The sequence below is a fragment of the Methylobacterium sp. Leaf88 genome, from assembly GCF_001422795.1.
Lineage (GTDB): Bacteria > Pseudomonadota > Alphaproteobacteria > Rhizobiales > Beijerinckiaceae > Methylobacterium.
On the sequence record NZ_LMMK01000024.1, the window covers coordinates 281,205 to 299,035 of the forward strand.

Sequence of the window (17,831 nt, forward strand, 5' to 3'; positions counted from 1 at the left end):
AATGGGACGTCGGCGGGATCGGATCGGGACATGAGACAGCGCTTCACGGTGATCGAGGGCGGCGCAGCGGCCGGAGGTTCGGTGGTCGCGGGTTCGGTGGCCGGCGCTTCTCTGGCCGATGCGATCGAGCGCGCGCCCGCTTCGCCGATCGGGGCATCCGTGTCCTGGCGCGTCGACCTGCGCCGGGCGGCGGCGGTGAGCGAGGCGGAGATCGCGGCGTGGCGTGCGCTGCTGGTGCGCGCCCGGGTCGCCGATCCGGTCCTGTCCGATCCCGACCACCTGCTGTCGGTGGCCCAGCATCAGGCGGGAGGGCGCGACCTCGTCTTCGCCCTCGCCTGGGCGACCGGGCAGGGGGCCGACCAGCTCGCCGCCGTGCTGCCGCTGGCGATGCCGCACACCCTCTGGGGCCAGGAGCGGATCGGCCTCTGGCAGCCCCATGGCACGACGCTCACCCCGGCCATCGCCCCGGCCTGCTTCGAGCCCGTGCGCGCGGCCGTGGCCGATTGCCTGCGCCGTTTGCGTCCCCGCGCCGTCCTGGCGCTCGAGCCCGTGGCCGCGCCTAGGCCGGAGACCGCCATCGCCCCGCTCCGGGCCGTCCCGCGCCGCGCCGGGATCCCGGCCCACAGCCTCGTCGGCGTGCGGGCGAACCCGGCGCAGGTCGAGCGGGTCAGCGAGCCGGGCCTCGTCCGCGATGCGGTGGAGGAGTTCCTGCTCCTCGATGCCGAGGTTTCGTCCGCCCCGATCATCGGCGATCCGTCGGAGGCGGCCCTGGTGCGGGTGGTGACGCGGCTGTTCGCGCAGCGTCGGCAGGCCACGGTCACCCTGACCCGGCGGGACGATGCCATCGTCGCGGCCACGATCACGCTTGGCCACGGCGCGCAGGCCGTTCTCTGGCGACAGGTCGCGGGCGAGGGGGTGCCGGAGCGGTTCGGCCGCCGCGCCTGAGGGGAGCGCGCCGCGCCCCTCCGCCTACTCGTCTTCGCCGAACCTGTTGGCGAGGAGGTCGGTGATCGCCGTCATGCAGGCCTCCGCGTCGCCGCCCGAGGTCACCACCGCGATCGAGGTCCCCTGCGCGGCGCCGAGGGTGAGGAGGCCCATGATCGAGCGGCCCCCCACCGTCTCGCCCGAACGGGTCACCGTGACGGCGGCATCGAAGCGCTCGACGGTCTGGACGAACTTGGCCGAGGCCCGGGCATGCAGGCCGCGCCGGTTGATGATCGGAAGGACCTGGATCAGCCCGCCCTCGGGCACCGGCGGCAGGCTGTCCTCGGCGTCGTCGTCGTCGTAGCTCATGGGCGTCGGCCGTCCCCTCGCTGGCGCGCCGCGCCGCATCCTGCGGCCTCGGCCGGCCCACCGCTCATGCCAGGGGCCCGAGACTGCCTGTAAGCCGTGGCGGCAAGGGAAGAAAGCCTATTTGCCGGCCAACACGCGCGACGCGACGTTGATGTACTTGCGGCCGGCCTCCTGGGCGTGGAGGACGGCGTCGCCGAGGGGCTCGGCATCGCGGACGCTGGCGAGCTTGATGAGCATGGGCAGGTTGATGCCCGCCACCACCTCGACTTGGCCGCCGTTCATGCACGAGAGGGCGAGGTTCGAGGGCGTGCCGCCGAACATGTCCGTGAGCACGACGACGCCCTTGCCGGTATTCACGCGGCTGACCGCATTCATGATGTCGAGCCGGCGCAGCTCCATATCGTCCTCGGGACCGATGGTGATGGTCTCGATCTGTTTCTGCGGCCCGACGACATGCTCAAGGGCAGCCTTGAACTCGGTCGCCAATAGCCCGTGGGTGACGAGCACCATTCCAATCATCGACGCGGGTTCCAACGCCTTGTGAGCGGAGCCGCCATTTTGTGCAGCGCAAGGTCGAGCGCAAGGTGAATGCGGCATTTTGTGTGCTCGAACGTCATCATCATGCCACGCTGGTGGCACGGGCGCTACGGTCTCGGGAGCGGCGGCAGACGCAAGACCGGACGGTGCGTCCCGCTTGCCACGCCGGAGCACGCGGCCAGGGCATCGAGCACGAGGCGCGGCGCGAGGCCAGAGCGCAGCAGGGCCGCGTCGAGGCGCAGGGCCGGCAGGTCGAGGCCGAGGAGCGGCGTGCGGCTCAAGGGGCTCTCGGGCAGGCGCGGGGCGTCGGCGACGCAGTCGACCACCAGGCGAACCGGAACGCGGGGCAGGACCTCGACGACCCGGAGCAGGCCGAGGCCCCGCACCTCGATCCGGTCGCCGAGGGCGGGGTCGGCATGGGCCACCACGGTTTCGCCCGCGCGGGTCAGCCGGACCCGATCGTCCGCCACGAGGTGCGCCGACCCCTGCATCAGCTCCGCCCGGTCGAGGAGGAGGAGCGCGAGGGTCGACTTGCCGGTGCCCGACGCTCCCCGGATGAGTACGCCCGCGTCGCCCAGCGCGATGCAGGTGGCATGCACCGAATCGGTGCGGCTCGACGGATCGCCCATGGCGCGGCCGGCCTCCCCGCTCAGCGGGTCACGGCCGGCAGGCGGACGATGAAGCGGGCGCCGCGCACCGTCGGCTCGCCGTCCTCGTCGGCTGGGCCTGGCCGGTTCTCGGCCCGGATCGTGCCGCGATGAGCCTGGACGATCTGGCGCGAGATCGAGAGGCCGAGGCCCGAATTCTGGCCGAAGCCCTGCTCCGGGCGGTCGGTGTAGAAGCGCTCGAAGATCCGCTCCAGGGCGTGCTCGGGAATGCCGGGGCCCTCGTCCTCGACGATGAGCTCGACGTCGCTGCGCACCCGCCGCAGGGCCACCCGCACCTTGGCATCGGGGGGCGAGAACGATCGGGCGTTGTCGAGGAGATTGTTCACCACCTGGCCGAGGCGGCTGTCGTGGCCGAAGATCGTGAAGGGCGCGTCCATCTCGCCCGCGGGCGTGTCCACGTCGAACTGGATCGCCGCGTCCTTCGGGCGCCGGCGCTCGTTGGCCACCGAGACGACGGTGGTCATCAGCTTGCGCATGTCGACCCGGCGGGCCTCGGCGCGGGCGAGCTCGGCATCGAGGCGCGAGGCATCGGAGATGTCGGAGATCAGGCGGTCGAGGCGCTTCACGTCGTGCTGGATGATGGCGAGCAGGCGCCCGCGCGAATCATCGGATTTGGCCAGCGGCAGGGTCTCGACGGCGCTGCGGAGCGAGGTGAGGGGGTTCTTCAGCTCGTGGCTCACGTCAGCCGCGAAGCTCTCGATGGCGTCGATCCGGCGGTAGAGCGCCTGGGTCATGTCGCGCAGGGCCCCCGACAGGTGGCCGATCTCGTCGGTGCGCCCGGTGAAGTCGGGGATCTCCTCGCGGGACTTGATGCCCAGCCGCACCTTCTCGGCCGCATCCGCGAGGCGCCGCACCGGCCCCGCGATGGCGCCCGCGAGCAGGATCGAGAGGACGAGCATCACCGCCGCGGCGATCAGGAAGACCTGCAGCAGGCCGAAGCGCTCCGAGGCGATGACGCGGTCGATGTCGCCCCCTTGAGTCGATAGCAGCAGGGCGCCGCGCACGGAGTTGGCCCGCTGGATCGGCACCGCCACGGAGACGATGGTCTCGCCCGCCGGGTTGCGGCGGACGATGGTGCCGCGGGCCCCCGTGAGCGCCACCTGGACCTCCTTCAGGCCGTGGCCGCTGGCCGGGCCGACATCCTCGACGCCGGGGGGCGCGCCGTCGCCGCCGAGCTTCGTCCCGAGCTTCGCCTGCACGCCCTCCCAGGCCTTCTCCAGCCAGGTGCGCTTGCGTGGCCGGACATCCGGGTCGCTGCGGTTCATCTCGCCCCGCGCCGAGAGGGTGCGGGTGTCGAACAGGAGGCCGCCCTCCTGGTCGTAGACCCGGGCGCGGTTGCCGGTGGGCGTGATCAGCCGGCGCAGCAGCGGGGCCACCCGCTCCGGGTTCAGCGAGAAGGTGAGGGGGGAGGAAGGCTCCTCGGCCTCGCCGGCCTGGAGCTGGAGCAGCTTGTCGGGGTCGATCCGGATCGTGTCGGTCTCGACCGAGGCCGAGGAGGCGATGGCGCCGGCGATGATCTCGCCCTGGATCAGGAGGCTCTGCACCCGCGCCTGGATCAGCCCCTGGCGGAACTGGTTCAGGTAGAGGAAGCCGAACAGGAGCGCGATCAGCCCGACGAGGTTGAGCACGACGATGCGTCGCGTCAGGCTCGACGAGGCCCGTTGGCCGATCCCGTTCCAGATCTGGCGCGGCCAGCCCAGCATGCCGCGCGACGGGATTTCGCCTTGATCTGTGGTGGCCACGAGCGTCCGGTGGTGAGGGAACAGCGTTGCGGGAGGGAATGGAGGCCCGGGCCGGGCCTCAGCTCTCCTTGAAGCGGTAGCCGACGCCGTAGAGCGTCTCGATCATGTCGAAGCTCGTGTCGGTGACCTTGAACTTCTTGCGCAGGCGCTTGATGTGGCTGTCGATGGTGCGGTCGTCGACGTAGACCTGGTCGTCGTAGGCCGCATCCATCAGGGCGTTGCGGCTCTTCACGACGCCGGGGCGATGGGCCAGGGCCTGCAGGATCAGGAACTCCGTCACCGTCAGGGTGACGGGCTCGCCCTTCCAGGTGCAGGTGTGGCGCTCGGGGTCCATCATCAGGAGGCCGCGCTCCAGGGAGCGGGCGGCGGCATCGGCCTCGCGGGCGGCGGCGCCCGGGCCGTCCTTCGGAGCGAAGCGCCGGAGCACGGCCTTCACGCGCTCCACGAGGAGGCGCTGCGAGAACGGCTTATGGATGAAGTCGTCGGCGCCCATCTTCAGGCCGAACAGTTCGTCGATCTCCTCGTCCTTCGAGGTCAGGAAGATCACCGGAAGGTCGGATTTCTGCCGCAGACGCCTGAGAAGCTCCATCCCGTCCATGCGCGGCATCTTGATGTCGAAGATCGCGAGATCGGGCGGGGAATGCTTCAGGCCGTCCAGCGCCGAGGCGCCGTCGGTGTAGGTCTGGATGCGGTATCCCTCGGTCTCGAGCGCGATCGAGACGGAGGTGAGGATGTTTCGGTCGTCGTCCACGAGGGCGATGGTCGGCATGCGCGTGTCCTGTTGCTCGGATGCGGCTCGGCGGACGTCTGATGGCGCCAGCCCCTCCGCATCCCACCCCATCCTCCGTCGCGGACAGAGGGCAGAGATCGGCAAAAACGCGGTGGCGACCGTGCCGGGGAGGCGGGCCGCGTTCGCGCGGAGAGTCAGGCTGTGTAATGGCAATATGCTGAAAAAGCGAGCGACCTCGGTCGTTTGTTCGTTTGGCGCTTGACTGATGCCAACGGGCCGCAGTCCGGTGCCCTCGTGCGGAGCCCCGAACCCTGGCTATGATCCGGCGGCTGAACGCGGCCTGAGCGCCGGTCCGCGGGCACCGAATCGAGGGGGATCTTCATGGCCGAGGGCGAGACCAAGATGGCCGAAGGCGAGACCAGGACCGGGGGGGAGCGGCGCGGGCCGGCGGTGCCGCTGCCGGCCTCCGAGGCGCCGTTCGATGCGATCGGCCTCGCCCGCCATCTCCTGCGCAGCATCCGCTCCGGGGCGCTCGCCACCCTCGACCCGGAGGACGGCACGCCCTTCGCCTCCCTGGTGACCATCGCCACGGATGTCGACGGCACGCCCCTGATGCTGCTCTCGCGGCTCTCTGCCCATACCCGCAACCTGCTGAAGGACCCGCGCGCCTCGCTGCTGTTCAGCGCCGGCGGCAAGGGCGACCCGCTCGCCCATCCGCGCCTCACCGTCACGGGACGGGTGACCCAGACCCTGGAGCCGCGGGCCCGCGCCCGCTTCGTGGCCCGGCATCCGAAGTCGAAGCTCTACGCCGACTTCCCCGATTTCGGCTTCTTCGCCCTCGCGCCCACGGCCGGGCACCTCAACGGCGGGTTCGCCAAGGCCGCCGTGCTGACGGCCGACGAGCTGCGCCTCGACCTCACCGGCGCGGAAGGGCTGGTGGCGGGGGAGGAAGGGGCCGTCGCGCACATGAACGCCGACCACGCCGACGCCCTCGCCCTCTATGCCCAGGCCGCCGGAGCCGAGCCCGGCCCGTGGCGGCTCACCGGCCTCGACCCGGAGGGGATGGATCTCCTCACCGGCGACCGGACCGCGCGGGTGCTCTACCCGGAGCCGGTCCGCGAGATGGGCGCCCTGCGCAAGGCCCTGGTGGCGATGGCGGCCCAGGTCCGGGCCGGGGACGGCGCGCCGGCGGATTAGGCGCGGGCCCGGACCCCTGCGCGGGACCGGGGGCGCCGGGCCGAACGCTCGGATCGGCGTTCGGCCCTGCAGGCTCCGTCGCGCCCTCACTTCTTGTCGTGCGTGTGCGTCTTGGCGTGGGTGTGGGTGTGGCCGTCCTTGGCCGCCTGCACGGGCTTGCCGCTCTCGGGCGCCGTAGCGGACGCGCCGCGCTCGGTGTGGTGGTTCGGGCCGCCCGAGACGCCGCCGGTATTCGGGACGGCCTGCGACGGGTTCTCGGAGTTTCCGTTGCCCTCCGTGGCGGAGGCCTGTCCCGCCAGGGCGGTCATCAGGGCCAGGGAGAGAAGGGTGATGCTGATGCGCGACATGGTCTCGTCCTCGTGTCCCGCAGCCCCGTCGGCTGCGTCGAGACCTGATGTAGCCGAGGCGTTTGGCTGCCCGATGCCGGGTCCGTGACGAAGTGTGGCACGCGGCGGCGCGCCCGCGTCGCCGATCCGATCCCGCCTCAGCCCACCGGGCGCGGCAGGGTGATCCGCACCCGCAGGCCGCCGCCGGGCCGGGTCTCCAGGCCGATGCGGCCGCCTTCGGCCTCGATCACCCGGCGGGCGATGGTCAGGCCGAGGCCGGTCCCGCCGGTGTTGCGGTTGCGGGAGGTTTCCAGGCGGGTGAACGGCGCGAAGGCCCGGTCGACCGCGTGGGGCGGCAGGCCGGGGCCGTCGTCGTCGATCCAGAGCTCCAGGCTCGCGTCCGCGAGCGCCAGGCCGATCCGGGCGCGGTCCCCGTAGCGGACGGCGTTGTCGACCACGTTGTCCAGGGCGCGCCGGAGCGCCACCGGCCGGATGGCGGCGAGCGCCCGGCCGGGCCCCTCGTACACCACCGTGTGTCCGGCATCCTGCCCGGCATCGGCGATGCTCATCAGCAGGCTGGCGACGTTGGTCACCCGCCGGACCTCCGGATCGGCATCGCCGCGCAGGTAGGCCAGGGTCGAGTCGATCATCGCCTGCATGTCGTCGAGGTCGGACGCCATCGCGTGCCGCTGCCCGTCGTCGGCGACGCCGTCGAGGCGCAGGCGCAGGCGCGCGATCGGCGTGCGCAGGTCGTGGGACACGGCGGCGAGGGCCTGGGTCCGCTCGGTGACGAGGTCGCGGATGCGCATCTGCATGCCGTTCAGGGCGCGGGCGATCGCGCGGGTCTCGTCGGGGCCGACCTCGGGCACCGGGACCACCCGGCCCTGGCCGACGGCGTGGCCGATCAGCCCGGTGAGATGGCCGAGCGCCCGCAGGGGCCGGGCGATCCGGTGGGTCAGCAGCACGGCGGCGAGGCCGACCAGGATCGCCATCGCGGTGGCCAGCATGGCCCAGGGATTGCTCAGCGCCATGCCCGAGGCGTGGGCGGAGTGGAAGGTCAGCTGGCTGCCGTCCGGGAGCGCCAGCGTGCCGCCGAGATCGAGCCGGTGGAGCGGGTCCGCGTCGCCCTCCATCACCAGGGAGAGGTTGGGGCCGAGGCTGGGGTCGAGGGCGGTCAGGCGCTGGTGCAGGGGCTCCAGGGCCGGGTCGCTCCGTCGCCCGGCCGGGGCGGGGGCGTCCGTCCAGGCGACCTCGAAATGGGGGTTGGACAGGGCCTGGGCCTCGGCGTTGCGCGCCGCCGGCGGGCGCCGCATCACCGCCTCGCGGGCCAGGGCGAGCTGTGTCGCCACCTGGGCGGCGAACGCCTCGGCGGAGGCGGCGGCCGCCGATCGGCGATAGAGCAGCAGGGCCCCGCCATGCACCGCCAGGATGGCCACGAGGAGGACGACGAGGGTCCGGGCCTCCAGGCTGCGCGACAGGGCGAACAGGCGCCTCACCGGCGCTCGACCTTCGCGGCCAGCATGTAGCCCGACCCCCGCACCGTCTTGATCACCGGCGGTTCGCCCTCGGGCGGGTCGAGCTTGCGTCGCAGGCGGCTGACGAGGGTGTCGACGCTGCGGTCGGAGGGCGAGCCGAGGCGGGCCCGGGACAGTTCGAGGATCTGCTCGCGGCCGAGGACCCGCCCGGGATGGTCGAGGAACACCAGCAGGAGGTCGTATTCCGCGCCCGAGAGGTCGACGCCGGCGCCGTCCGGATCGACCAGGGCGCGGCTGCGCAGGTCGAGGCGCCAACCCGCGAAGACGAGGGTCTCGCCGCCCAGGGAGGCCGCCGGCGCCAGGACGGAGCGGCGCAGGACCGCCCGGACGCGCGCGAGCAGCTCCGGGCGCCCGAACGGCTTGGCGATGTAGTCGTCGGCCCCGAGTTCCAGGCCCAGCACCCGGTCCGCCTCCTCGCCGCGCGCGCTGACGACGATGACCGGCACGGTGGAGCGGGCCCGCAGGGCGCGCAGCAGGTCGAGGCCCGATGCACCGGGCAGCATGACGTCGAGGAGGATCAGGTCGACCCCGCCCTCCGGCAGGAGCCGCCACATCTCGGCGCCGCTCCGGCATCCGGTGACCCGGTAGCCGCTGTCGCGCAGGGCCCGGCTCACCAGGATGCGCAGGCCGTCGTCGTCTTCCACCAGGAGGACGTGGCCCAGCTCCGGCATCGGCCCGGCGCCCTCCAACGGGTTCATGGTTCTGGCTCGGCTCCGAGGATGCGGCCACCGTCGCGAATCGGCGGGCGCGGGGAATCAGCCGGAAATCGCGGGCCGCCGCAAGCCCGGGGCCGGGCTCGGCCCCCGGCCGCGTCCGGCGCGCGCTTGGCGCACCGGGCCTGCGCTTGGCGCACGGAGCCGGCACTGCTATCTGCGGGCGACCTGTTTCCCATTCCAAGAAACCGTGCGCCGGGTCCGTCCCTTGGACGGCGGGCCGCGCGCGCCGGAGATCGCATCCTCGATGACAACGACCCCCATCGACAACATCCGCAACTTCTCCATCGTCGCCCATATCGACCACGGCAAGTCGACCCTCGCGGATCGCCTGATCCAGACCACCGGCACCGTGGCCCTGCGCGACATGAGCGAGCAGATGCTCGACTCGATGGATATCGAGAAGGAGCGCGGCATCACCATCAAGGCCCAGACCGTGCGGCTCGAATACAGGGCCGAGGACGGCAAGGACTACGTTCTCAACCTGATGGACACCCCCGGCCACGTCGACTTCGCCTACGAGGTGTCCCGGAGCCTCGCCGCCTGCGAGGGCTCGCTGCTGGTGGTCGACGCCTCGCAGGGCGTCGAGGCGCAGACGCTGGCCAACGTCTACCAGGCGCTGGACGCCAACCACGAGATCGTGCCGGTCCTCAACAAGATCGACCTGCCGGCGGCCGAGCCCGAGCGCATCCGCGCCCAGATCGAGGAGGTGATCGGCATCGACGCCTCCGAGGCCGTGGCGATCTCGGCCAAGAGCGGCCTCAACATCGAGGCGGTGCTGGAAGCGATCGTGACGCGCCTGCCGCCGCCCAAGGGCGACCGCGACGCGCCCTTGAAGGCGCTCCTCGTCGACAGCTGGTACGACGTCTATCTCGGCGTCGTCGTGCTGGTGCGCATCGTCGACGGCGTGCTCAAGAAGGGCATGAACATCCGCATGATGCGGGCCGATGCCGTCCACGGCGTCGACAAGATCGGCGTGTTCCGGCCGAAGATGGCCGATATCGGCGAGCTCGGTCCCGGCGAGGTCGGTTTCTTCACCGGCTCGATCAAGGAGGTGGCCGACACCCGCGTGGGCGACACGCTCACCGAGGACAAGCGCCCCTGCAAGGAGATGCTGCCGGGCTTCAAGGACGTGCAGTCGGTGGTGTTCTGCGGGCTCTTCCCGGTGGACGCGGCCGAGTTCGAGACCCTGCGCAGCGCCATGAGCAAGCTCCGGCTCAACGACGCGTCGTTCTCCTACGAGATGGAGACGAGCGCCGCGCTGGGCTTCGGCTTCCGCTGCGGCTTCCTCGGGCTGCTCCACCTCGAGATCATCCAGGAGCGCCTGGAGCGCGAGTTCAACCTCGACCTGATCTCCACGGCGCCCTCCGTGGTCTACCGCCTGCAGATGACGGACGGCACCATCAAGGAGCTGCACAACCCGGCCGACATGCCGGACGTGATGAAGATCACCGCCATCGAGGAGCCGTGGATCCGCGCCACCATCCTCACCCCCGACGAGTATCTCGGCGGCGTCCTGAAGCTCTGCCAGGACCGGCGTGGGACCCAGGTCGATCTGAACTACGTCGGCAAGCGCGCCATGGTGGTCTACGACCTGCCGCTCAACGAGGTGGTGTTCGATTTCTACGATCGCCTGAAGTCGATCTCCAAGGGCTACGCCTCGTTCGACTACCACATCTCGGATTACCGCGAGGGCGACCTCGTCAAGATGTCGATTCTCGTCAATGCCGAGCCGGTGGACGCCCTCTCGATGCTGGTCCACCGCACCCGCGCCGAGCATCGCGGCCGCGCCATGTGCGAGAAGCTGAAGGACCTGATCCCCCGCCACCTGTTCCAGATCCCGGTCCAGGCGGCGCTGGGCGGCAAGATCATCGCCCGCGAAACCATCAAGGCCCTGTCCAAGGACGTGACCGCCAAGTGTTACGGCGGCGACATCTCGCGCAAGCGCAAGCTCCTCGACAAGCAGAAGGAGGGCAAGAAGAAGATGCGCCAGTTCGGCAAGGTCGAGATCCCGCAGGAGGCCTTCATCGCCGCCCTGAAGATGGACGATTGAGCCGGGCCGCCCGACCGTGGATCCGCACCGGGACCCGAACGCCCCCATCCCGCTCACCGTCCTGATCCGGACGCTGAACGAGGCCGACCGCATCGCGGCCTGCCTCCGCTCGGTGCTGCCGCTCCGGTGCGAGATCCTCGTCATCGACGCGGGTTCGACGGACGCCACCGTGTCCATCGCCGAGGCCCTCGGGGCGCGGGTGGTGGTGAACCCCTGGAAGGGGTTCGGGCCGCAGCGGCGCTTCGGCGAGGACCTCTGCCGGCACGACCACGTCTTCAGCGTCGATGCCGACGAGATCCTGACGCCGGAGATCGTGCGGGAGATCCGGGGGATCTTCCAGGGGGGCGACATTCCGTCCCTGATGATCGTCCGCAAGGCGATGGTGCTGCCGCACCACGCGCGCCCTTCGCCCTGGGCCTTCTGCACCGAGAACATCTACCTGTACGACCGGCGGGTGGCCCGCACCACCGACAACCCGAACTGGGACAAGCTCGCGATCACCACGGACGCGAAGCCGGTGACGATCCGGTCCGTGGTCTGGCACCACACCTTTCGCGACTGGAACCACGCCATCGCCAAGTCGAACTATGTCGGGCAGCTCGCCGCCGACACGCAGCCGATCGGCTCGCGCTTCGAGACCGGCCTGCGGCTGGTGTTCGAGTACCCCCTCAACTTCCTGAAGTTCTACATCCTGCGGCGCTTCTTCCTCGCCGGCCTCGACGGTTTCGTGATGGCCAGCGTCCTCGCCTATGGCCGCTTCATCCGGATCGCGAAGATGCACGAGGCGACCCGCGGCCAGCCCTCCACGGGGCTGCCGTTCCTGCGCCGGGCCAAGCGCTCCGCCCCGGACGCCCCCGGCTGAGGCGCCGCCGGAGCCCGCCCGGCCACATCCGCGACGCAATCGGTCGGTTCCTGCTCGCGATTGACGTCCGCCCCCGGCGCCCGGCTTGCCAGCCGGACCGGGGACCGGCACTGTCAGCTTGGCCATAGGGGCCGCGCGGACCCGGGCGATCTGTCGGCCCGTCGCGCGACGGGAAGACGGGACGCCTGCGATGACGAGGGACACGAGGAACGTTGAGTCCGGCACGACGGACGGGCGAATGGGCCGCTTGAGCCGCCGGTCCTTCCTGGTCGGCACGGGAACCGGCCTCGGCGCCCTCGGGCTCGCCGGCTGCGTCTCTTCGGACGGCGTCCTGCGCGCCGAGGCGGCCAAGATCTACGGCCCGATGCCGGAGGAGAGGTTCCCCATCCCGGCCACCGACATCAGCAGGGTCGATCCGAAATACTTCCGCCGCACGGTGCCGTACCCGACCCAGGAGGCCGCCGGCACGATCATCGTCGATCCGGCCAACTACTACGTCTACCGCGTCGAGGGCGACGGGACCGCGACGCGCTACGGCGCCAATGTCGGCCGCGACGGGTTCCGCTGGAGCGGCGACGCCTATGTCGGGCGCAAGTCCGAATGGGCCACCTGGACCCCGCCCGCGGAGATGATCCGGCGTCAGCCCGAGGCGGCCAAGTACGCCCGCGGCATGCCGGGCGGCCTCGACAACCCCCTCGGCGCCCGCACCCTGCACCTCTACCAGAACGGCGCCTACACGCTCTACACGATCTACGCCTCGAGCGAGCCCGACACGATCGGCTCGGGCATCACCAGCGGCTGCGTCGGCCTGCTGAGCCAGGACATGATCCACCTCTACGCCCGCACGCCGGTGAAGACGAAGGTGGTCGTCCTGCCCGCCTGAGGGCGGACGCGTCCTCAGCGCGGCAGGGCCATGCGCAGGGTGCCGCGGCCGGCGGCCTTGGCCGCGTAGAGGGCCGCGTCCGCGCGGGTGAAGAGATCCGCCGGCGCCGAGGCGGCGACCCGGGCGATGCCCACGGAGGCGCCGAACCGCAGGCAGACGCCGCGATGGTGGTAGGGGTCGCGCATGGCCGCGACGATCCGCCGGCCGATCGCCTCGCAGAACGGCCCGTCGGCCTCCCGCTCCACGAGGACGGCGAACTCGTCGCCGCCGATGCGGGCGACGAGGTCCGTTTCCTGGCAGGCCGCCCGCAGGCGCCGCGCGGCCTCCTGCAGGCAGACATCGCCCACGGCGTGCCCGTAGGTGTCGTTGATCGCCTTGAAGCCGTCGAGGTCGACCAGGAACAAGGCCCCACTCTCCGACAGCTGCGCCAGGCGCTCGTCGAAGACCGACCGGTTCGCCAGGCCCGTCATGCGGTCGAATTCCGCCCGGTAGCGCGTGCGGTCGGCGCTGAGCTTCTGCTCGGTGATGTCCTGCTTGAACCCGAACAGGCGCACGGGAACGCCCGCGCGGGTCTCCACCGACCCGGTGATGCGGATCCAGCGGCGGCTGCCGCGGCCGGCGACGATCTCGGCATCGAGGGTGAAGGGGGAGCGCCGGCCGATCGCCTCCGCTCGAACGGCCACGAGGTGGCGTCGCGCCTCCTCGGTGTAGCAGGCAAGGGTCTCCGGCCGGCTCACCGGGGATCCGCGCGGGAATTCGAAGAGGTCGTAGACCCCCTCGCTCCAGCGCAGGGACTCGTCCGGGAGGTCGCATTGCCAGAGGCCGATCCGCGCTTCGGCCGAGGCCGCCTCGAAAATGCGCGTCATGTCCGCGAGGGCGTCGGCCTGGCGCTGGATCAAGGCCGCCTGGGCGGCGAGTTCGCCCCGGAGGGTCAGGATCGTCGCGGTGTCCCGCCAGCGCTGGGCGGCAGCGGCGTCGACCGCCCGGGTGGCCAGCCGGAGGGCGGCGGACGCCAGGCGCGGGCGGTGCGGCGTCGGCAGAGGGTCGATGGGATCGTCGTCAGAACTCACGCGGCGTGCCCCGTTCGCGCCAAGGTGTTCAGCCCGGAGCAGGTACGGATCGTCAGCAATGCCGTCCCGGCTTCGAGATGTCCTCTCGTCATCACGCTAAGGGGAGGCCGGTTAACGGAGGCCATCGGCGGGAGAAGTTTCGGGCGGAGTCGACCTATTCGGCCGGCTTGTCCCCGTCCTGGGCCTCGACCTTGTCGACCGGCGGCTCGGCGCTCGCCATCGACTTGCGCTCCAGCATCGGCTGCAGGCGCTCGGCGAGCTGCTGGCCGAGATGGCGGGTGTAGGCGGTCTGGAAGTAGCGGGCGCCGGTGCCGCGGCCGTAGAGGCGATCATGCGCCTGGATCATCGCGTCGACCTCCGGGCGGCACAGGAAGCCGGTGACGCCAGCGGCCTCGTACCAGCGGCCCGCGCGGGCGTGCCGGGTCGCGGCGGGGTTGGACAGCACGGTCTCGGCGAAGCACTCCGTCGCCGCCCGCTCGAGGGGGGACATGACCCCGTGCGGTTGCGCCGGATTGCGCCCTGCCGCCTCCGCCGCGGCGCCCCATCCCAAGGTCGTCACCAAAGCGCCGAACAGCAAAGCCTTCATCGTCGGAAGCCCCGTGCGAAATCGATCTCGATCCGACGCGAGTATTCACCAGCGATTTGGTCCGGAGAAGGGCAGAAGTCCGGCACCGGGCGGTCCGACGACGATCGGCGCGCGGTTGTGGCGCGCCCATCACAGGGCCATCCTGGGCGCGGCCTCAGCCGCGACGCTCGGCGTTCCAGCGTCCGCTGCAGGCGATCAGTCCCGTGGTGTTCCAGGTGCCGTTGCCGGTGCCCGAGCGGCCCAGCCGGCCGACCACGTCGGCGGCGTCGCTGCCGCGGGAGATCACCGCCCGCACGGCGCCGGTCTGCGAGACGCGCCCGTTGATGTTGAACTCGCCGCCGGCATAGCTCGCCTCGCCGCGCCGGATCTGGACGCCGTAGCGGTAGGCCCGGTCGCAGGGACCGTCGAGGGTGACCACCTCGATGCTCCAGGTGCCGTCGTAGCGGTTGGGCACCTGGACCTTCTTCTTGGCGGCATCCGCGACCCCGGCGGAGGCGGTCAGGAGGGCAAGGGTGGTCACCGCGAGGGCTGCGCGTCGCATGGGAATCCGTTCGTGCTTCGACTCGACTGGGCCGAGAACGAGCGCGACCGCCCCAGGGTTGCGCGCTTACGCGTTCGTCGCGTGCGCCAGCGCTCCCGTCAGCAGCGCCAGAACGTCGCCGCCGGCATGGAGTTCGCCGTCGACGCCGGCCGCCTCGAGGGGGGGTGCGAGGTCGCCCGCCTTGCCGGCCAGGTACAGGGTGCTGGCCCCGGCCGCCTTGAGGGCGCGGGCGGCTTCCACCGCGTGGGTGGCGTAGAGCGCGTCGGACGAGCACAGGCAGGCGATGCGGGCGCCCGAGGCCCGGAAGGCCTCGGCCAGGGCCGCCGGATCGGTAAAGCCCTCCTGGTTCACCGCCTCGATGCCACCGGCCGCGAAGGCGTTGGCGGCGAAGGTCGAGCGGGCGTTGAAGACCGCCACGGGTCCGAGATTGGCCAGGAACACCGCGGGGCGTCGACCGCTCGCGGCCAGCGCCGCGTCGGAGGCGTCGCGCAGGGCCTCGTAGGGTTCGGCGAGGCGCAGGGACGGCAGGGGCGGGGCGGTCAGGGCCGATCCGCTGCCGAAGCCGGCGGCGGGCGGCGCCGCCACGGGGGCGACGTCCAGCACCGTGACGGGCTTCTCGGCGAGGTAGGGGAATTCGCTGGCGCCGGTCAGGGCCTCGCGGCGGGTGGCGACGTTCCGGGCCCGCGTCGCCTGGATCGCGGCGATCCGTCCCTGGATCGCACCGGCCCGCAGGCTCGCGACGAGGCCGCCCTCGCGTTCGATGGCCTGGAAGGCGGCCCAGGCAGCCGTGGTCAGCTCGTCCGTGAGGGTCTCGAAGCTGCCGGCGCCGGCGGCCGGGTCGGCCACGCGGGCGAGGTTCGATTCCTCGATGAGGACGATCTGGCTGTTGCGCACCACCCGTCGGGCGAAGGCGTCGCTCAAGCCGAGGGCCGCCGTGTAGGGCAGGGCGGTGATCGCGTCGGCGCCGCCGAGGCCGGCCGAGCAGGCGGCCATGGAGGTGCGCAGGATGTTCACGAAGGGGTCGCGCCGGGTCATCATCCGCCAGGCGGTCTCGGCATGGAGGCGCAGGGGCCGGGGGTCGAGGCCGCAGGCCGCTTCCACCCGGGCCCAGAGCCGGCGCATGGCCCGGAACTTGGCGATGGTCAGGAACTCGTCGGCATCGGCCGTGAGCAGCACCGCCACGGCCTCCCGGGCGCGCTCCAGCGGGTGCCCGTTGGCTTCGAGGGCGCGCAGATAGGCCACCGCGGTGGCCAGCACGGCCGCGAGCTCGGTCGCCTCGCTGGCGCCGGCCTCGTGGTAGGGCCGGCCATCGGCAAGGCAGGCGCGTCCCGAGAAGCCCTCCGCGTCGAAGGCCGCCAGGGTGCGGGCGATCTCGGCGCCATAATCCTCCGCCAGGGACCCACCGGCCGCCAGGGTGCCGATGGGGTCGAGGCCGAGGTCGAGGTCGAGGCCCTTCAGGGTCTCGCCGCGGGCCGCGACCACGTCCCGGATCAGGAAGGCGGCCTCGATTCCGCGCGCGCCCGCATCGAGGCGGGTGGCGATCAGCGGCAGCATCACGTTGCCGAGGGCTGCGTCGAGGTCGGCGGCGGTGGTGGCGGTGAGGCCGTAGCCCCGCGCGGAGGGGGCGCCGGCGAAGACCAGGGTGAGGGCGTCGGCGCCGCCCTCGAGATCGGCCAGGGCGAGGGCGCTCGCCTGGGCGCCGTCCGGGTGGTCGACCCGCTGGGCCACGCGCCACGGGCCGGGGGCCCGCACCGGCTGCGCCACCGGCGCGGCGGCGTCGTAGAGGGGTTCGATGCGGATGCCGTCGGCGGTCTTCGCGACGAGGCGCTTCTCGAAGTCGCCGCCCTTCAGAACACCGTCGACGAGGCCGAGCCAGCGCGCGCGGGTCGCGGGCGGAAACAGGTCGGCGAGGGGACGGTCTTCCATCGGGGCTGGCCTCCGCAGATGCTTGGCTCCGGCCAAGCGGCTTGGCGCCAGCCAAGCGTGGCCGGACATCCTTATCCGGACAGCCCTTGCACGGGGCGGCGCGCGGACGCAATCGCCTCCCCGTTCTGTATTTTTTATCCCGATCGATCCGGGGACCGGGCGACGCGCGTCAGCCGAAGATGATGAGGCCGGCGAAGCCCAGCGAGCCGACGATGATGCGCCACCAGGCGAACAGCCGGAAGCCGTGGGAGGCGACGTAGTCGAGCACCGTCCGGACCACGATGAAGGCCGAGATAAAGGCGACGATGAAGCCGATCACGATCAGGCCGGTGTCGTCCCGCGACAGGTTCTTGTAGTTGTCGAGCAGGTCCTTGGCGAAGGCCCCCGCCATGGTGGGGATCGCGAGGTAGAACGAGAACTCGGTGGCCGAGCGCTTGTCGGCCCCCATCAGCATCGCGCCCACGATGGTGGCGCCCGAGCGCGACACGCCGGGGATCATCGCGAGGCACTGGAACAGGCCGATTCGGAAGTCCATCGGCAGGGTGAAGTCGAAGACGTCCCGCTTCTTCACCTCGAGGTCGGTCTCGTCGAGGACGAGGAGGACGATGCCGCCGGCGACCAGGGTCGCGCAGACGATCCAGGGATTGAAGAGATAGTACTTGATGTACTTCGAGAAGAGGCCGCCGATGATCGCCGCCGGCAGGAAGGCCACCAGGATTCCGAGGACGAATCGACGGGCCTTGGGGTCGTTGGGCAGCGCCAGGGTGATGCCGAGGAGCCGGCGGAAATAGACGGCCAGGATCGCCAGGATCGCGCCGAGCTGGATCAGCACCTCGAAGGTGTTGTTGGGCGATTCGAAGCCGATGAAGTGGCCGACGAGGAGCTGGTGCCCGGTGGACGAGACCGGGATGAACTCGGTCGCCCCCTCCACCACGGCAAGCACGACCGCCTTCGCGATGCCCATCGCATCCATCATCTCAGCGCCTCGACGGTTGGGGGTGTTTCGGGGGACCGGGCCGGTCCGGAGCGGGGGGTGTGGATCCACCTCGCGCGGCCTTCGCGGATCGAGGCTGATCCGTCAAGGTTGACGGATGGTTATCGCGTTCGCGCCAGGCATGTTAATGAGGCGGCAATCATCGGGCCATAAGTGTTATCGCCGCCGACCATCC

The 17,831-nt window shown here is 71.5% G+C and carries 18 protein-coding genes; 5 read left to right on the forward strand and 13 right to left on the reverse strand.

Going from position 1 to position 17,831, the window contains the following annotated elements; all coding sequences use genetic code 11:
* The first annotated feature begins 30 nt into the window (after positions 1 to 30).
* Positions 31 to 945: a hypothetical protein gene (locus ASF20_RS15630; protein ID WP_056275538.1), complete on the forward strand. Its 915-nt coding sequence runs from the start codon at positions 31 to 33 to the stop codon at positions 943 to 945.
* Between the two features lie 24 nt (positions 946 to 969).
* On the opposite strand, the gene ASF20_RS15635 is transcribed toward ASF20_RS15630, so the two are convergent.
* From ASF20_RS15635 to ASF20_RS15655, 5 genes are all read right to left on the reverse strand, one after another.
* Positions 970 to 1,293 carry an HPr family phosphocarrier protein gene (locus ASF20_RS15635; RefSeq protein WP_056215079.1) on the reverse strand — a complete coding sequence of 108 codons (324 nt, stop codon included), beginning with the start codon at positions 1,291 to 1,293 and terminating at the stop codon, positions 970 to 972.
* 117 nt (positions 1,294 to 1,410) lie between these two features.
* Positions 1,411 to 1,812 carry a PTS sugar transporter subunit IIA gene (locus tag ASF20_RS15640; RefSeq protein WP_055947765.1) on the reverse strand — a complete coding sequence of 134 codons (402 nt, stop codon included), beginning with the start codon at positions 1,810 to 1,812 and terminating at the stop codon, positions 1,411 to 1,413.
* A 125-nt stretch (positions 1,813 to 1,937) separates the two neighbouring features.
* Positions 1,938 to 2,459, reverse strand: coding sequence for an HPr kinase/phosphatase C-terminal domain-containing protein (locus tag ASF20_RS15645; protein WP_056275540.1), 522 nt, complete (start codon positions 2,457 to 2,459; stop codon positions 1,938 to 1,940).
* 20 nt (positions 2,460 to 2,479) lie between these two features.
* A complete protein-coding gene (locus ASF20_RS15650) occupies positions 2,480 to 4,201 on the reverse strand; it encodes a sensor histidine kinase (RefSeq protein ID WP_082501365.1) in 1,722 nt (573 codons plus the stop codon).
* A gap of 97 nt (positions 4,202 to 4,298) precedes the next feature.
* Positions 4,299 to 5,009, reverse strand: coding sequence for a response regulator transcription factor (locus ASF20_RS15655; RefSeq protein ID WP_055947774.1), 711 nt, complete (start codon positions 5,007 to 5,009; stop codon positions 4,299 to 4,301).
* A 342-nt stretch (positions 5,010 to 5,351) separates the two neighbouring features.
* Between ASF20_RS15655 and ASF20_RS15660 the strand changes: the two genes are divergently transcribed.
* Positions 5,352 to 6,167, forward strand: a complete 816-nt coding sequence (locus ASF20_RS15660; protein WP_200917608.1) for a DUF2470 domain-containing protein — start codon at positions 5,352 to 5,354, stop codon at positions 6,165 to 6,167.
* 86 nt (positions 6,168 to 6,253) lie between these two features.
* Here ASF20_RS15660 and ASF20_RS15665 read toward each other — a convergent pair whose 3' ends face one another.
* From ASF20_RS15665 to ASF20_RS15675, 3 genes are all read right to left on the reverse strand, one after another.
* A complete protein-coding gene (locus ASF20_RS15665) occupies positions 6,254 to 6,514 on the reverse strand; it encodes a hypothetical protein (protein WP_056275544.1) in 261 nt (86 codons plus the stop codon).
* A gap of 137 nt (positions 6,515 to 6,651) precedes the next feature.
* Positions 6,652 to 7,989 carry an ATP-binding protein gene (locus ASF20_RS15670; protein ID WP_056275547.1) on the reverse strand — a complete coding sequence of 446 codons (1,338 nt, stop codon included), beginning with the start codon at positions 7,987 to 7,989 and terminating at the stop codon, positions 6,652 to 6,654.
* A complete protein-coding gene (locus ASF20_RS15675; protein WP_056275550.1) occupies positions 7,986 to 8,726 on the reverse strand; it encodes a response regulator transcription factor in 741 nt (246 codons plus the stop codon). Before ASF20_RS15675 ends, ASF20_RS15670 begins: the two co-directional genes overlap by 4 nt.
* A gap of 262 nt (positions 8,727 to 8,988) precedes the next feature.
* Between ASF20_RS15675 and lepA the strand changes: the two genes are divergently transcribed.
* The 3 genes from lepA (at position 8,989) to ASF20_RS15690 (ending at position 12,539) form a co-directional block, all read left to right on the forward strand.
* The gene (gene lepA, locus ASF20_RS15680) at positions 8,989 to 10,794 is read left to right on the forward strand and encodes a translation elongation factor 4 (protein ID WP_056215406.1); all 1,806 of its coding nucleotides are present in this window, start codon (positions 8,989 to 8,991) and stop codon (positions 10,792 to 10,794) included.
* A gap of 16 nt (positions 10,795 to 10,810) precedes the next feature.
* Positions 10,811 to 11,656 carry a glycosyltransferase family 2 protein gene (locus ASF20_RS15685; protein ID WP_082487559.1) on the forward strand — a complete coding sequence of 282 codons (846 nt, stop codon included), beginning with the start codon at positions 10,811 to 10,813 and terminating at the stop codon, positions 11,654 to 11,656.
* A 190-nt stretch (positions 11,657 to 11,846) separates the two neighbouring features.
* Positions 11,847 to 12,539: a L,D-transpeptidase gene (locus ASF20_RS15690; RefSeq protein WP_056275553.1), complete on the forward strand. Its 693-nt coding sequence runs from the start codon at positions 11,847 to 11,849 to the stop codon at positions 12,537 to 12,539.
* Positions 12,540 to 12,553: 14 nt separating this feature from the next.
* Here ASF20_RS15690 and ASF20_RS15695 read toward each other — a convergent pair whose 3' ends face one another.
* The 5 genes from ASF20_RS15695 to ASF20_RS15715 form a co-directional block, all read right to left on the reverse strand.
* The gene (locus ASF20_RS15695) at positions 12,554 to 13,609 is read right to left on the reverse strand and encodes a sensor domain-containing diguanylate cyclase (RefSeq protein ID WP_244476450.1); all 1,056 of its coding nucleotides are present in this window, start codon (positions 13,607 to 13,609) and stop codon (positions 12,554 to 12,556) included.
* A 154-nt stretch (positions 13,610 to 13,763) separates the two neighbouring features.
* Positions 13,764 to 14,195: a hypothetical protein gene (locus ASF20_RS15700; protein WP_056275555.1), complete on the reverse strand. Its 432-nt coding sequence runs from the start codon at positions 14,193 to 14,195 to the stop codon at positions 13,764 to 13,766.
* A 154-nt stretch (positions 14,196 to 14,349) separates the two neighbouring features.
* The gene (locus ASF20_RS15705; RefSeq protein ID WP_056215104.1) at positions 14,350 to 14,736 is read right to left on the reverse strand and encodes a hypothetical protein; all 387 of its coding nucleotides are present in this window, start codon (positions 14,734 to 14,736) and stop codon (positions 14,350 to 14,352) included.
* Between the two features lie 66 nt (positions 14,737 to 14,802).
* Positions 14,803 to 16,662: a methylmalonyl-CoA mutase subunit beta gene (locus tag ASF20_RS15710; protein WP_056275558.1), complete on the reverse strand. Its 1,860-nt coding sequence runs from the start codon at positions 16,660 to 16,662 to the stop codon at positions 14,803 to 14,805.
* A 169-nt stretch (positions 16,663 to 16,831) separates the two neighbouring features.
* Positions 16,832 to 17,635 carry an undecaprenyl-diphosphate phosphatase gene (locus tag ASF20_RS15715; RefSeq protein WP_055948865.1) on the reverse strand — a complete coding sequence of 268 codons (804 nt, stop codon included), beginning with the start codon at positions 17,633 to 17,635 and terminating at the stop codon, positions 16,832 to 16,834.
* Between the last annotated feature and the right edge of the window lie 196 nt (positions 17,636 to 17,831).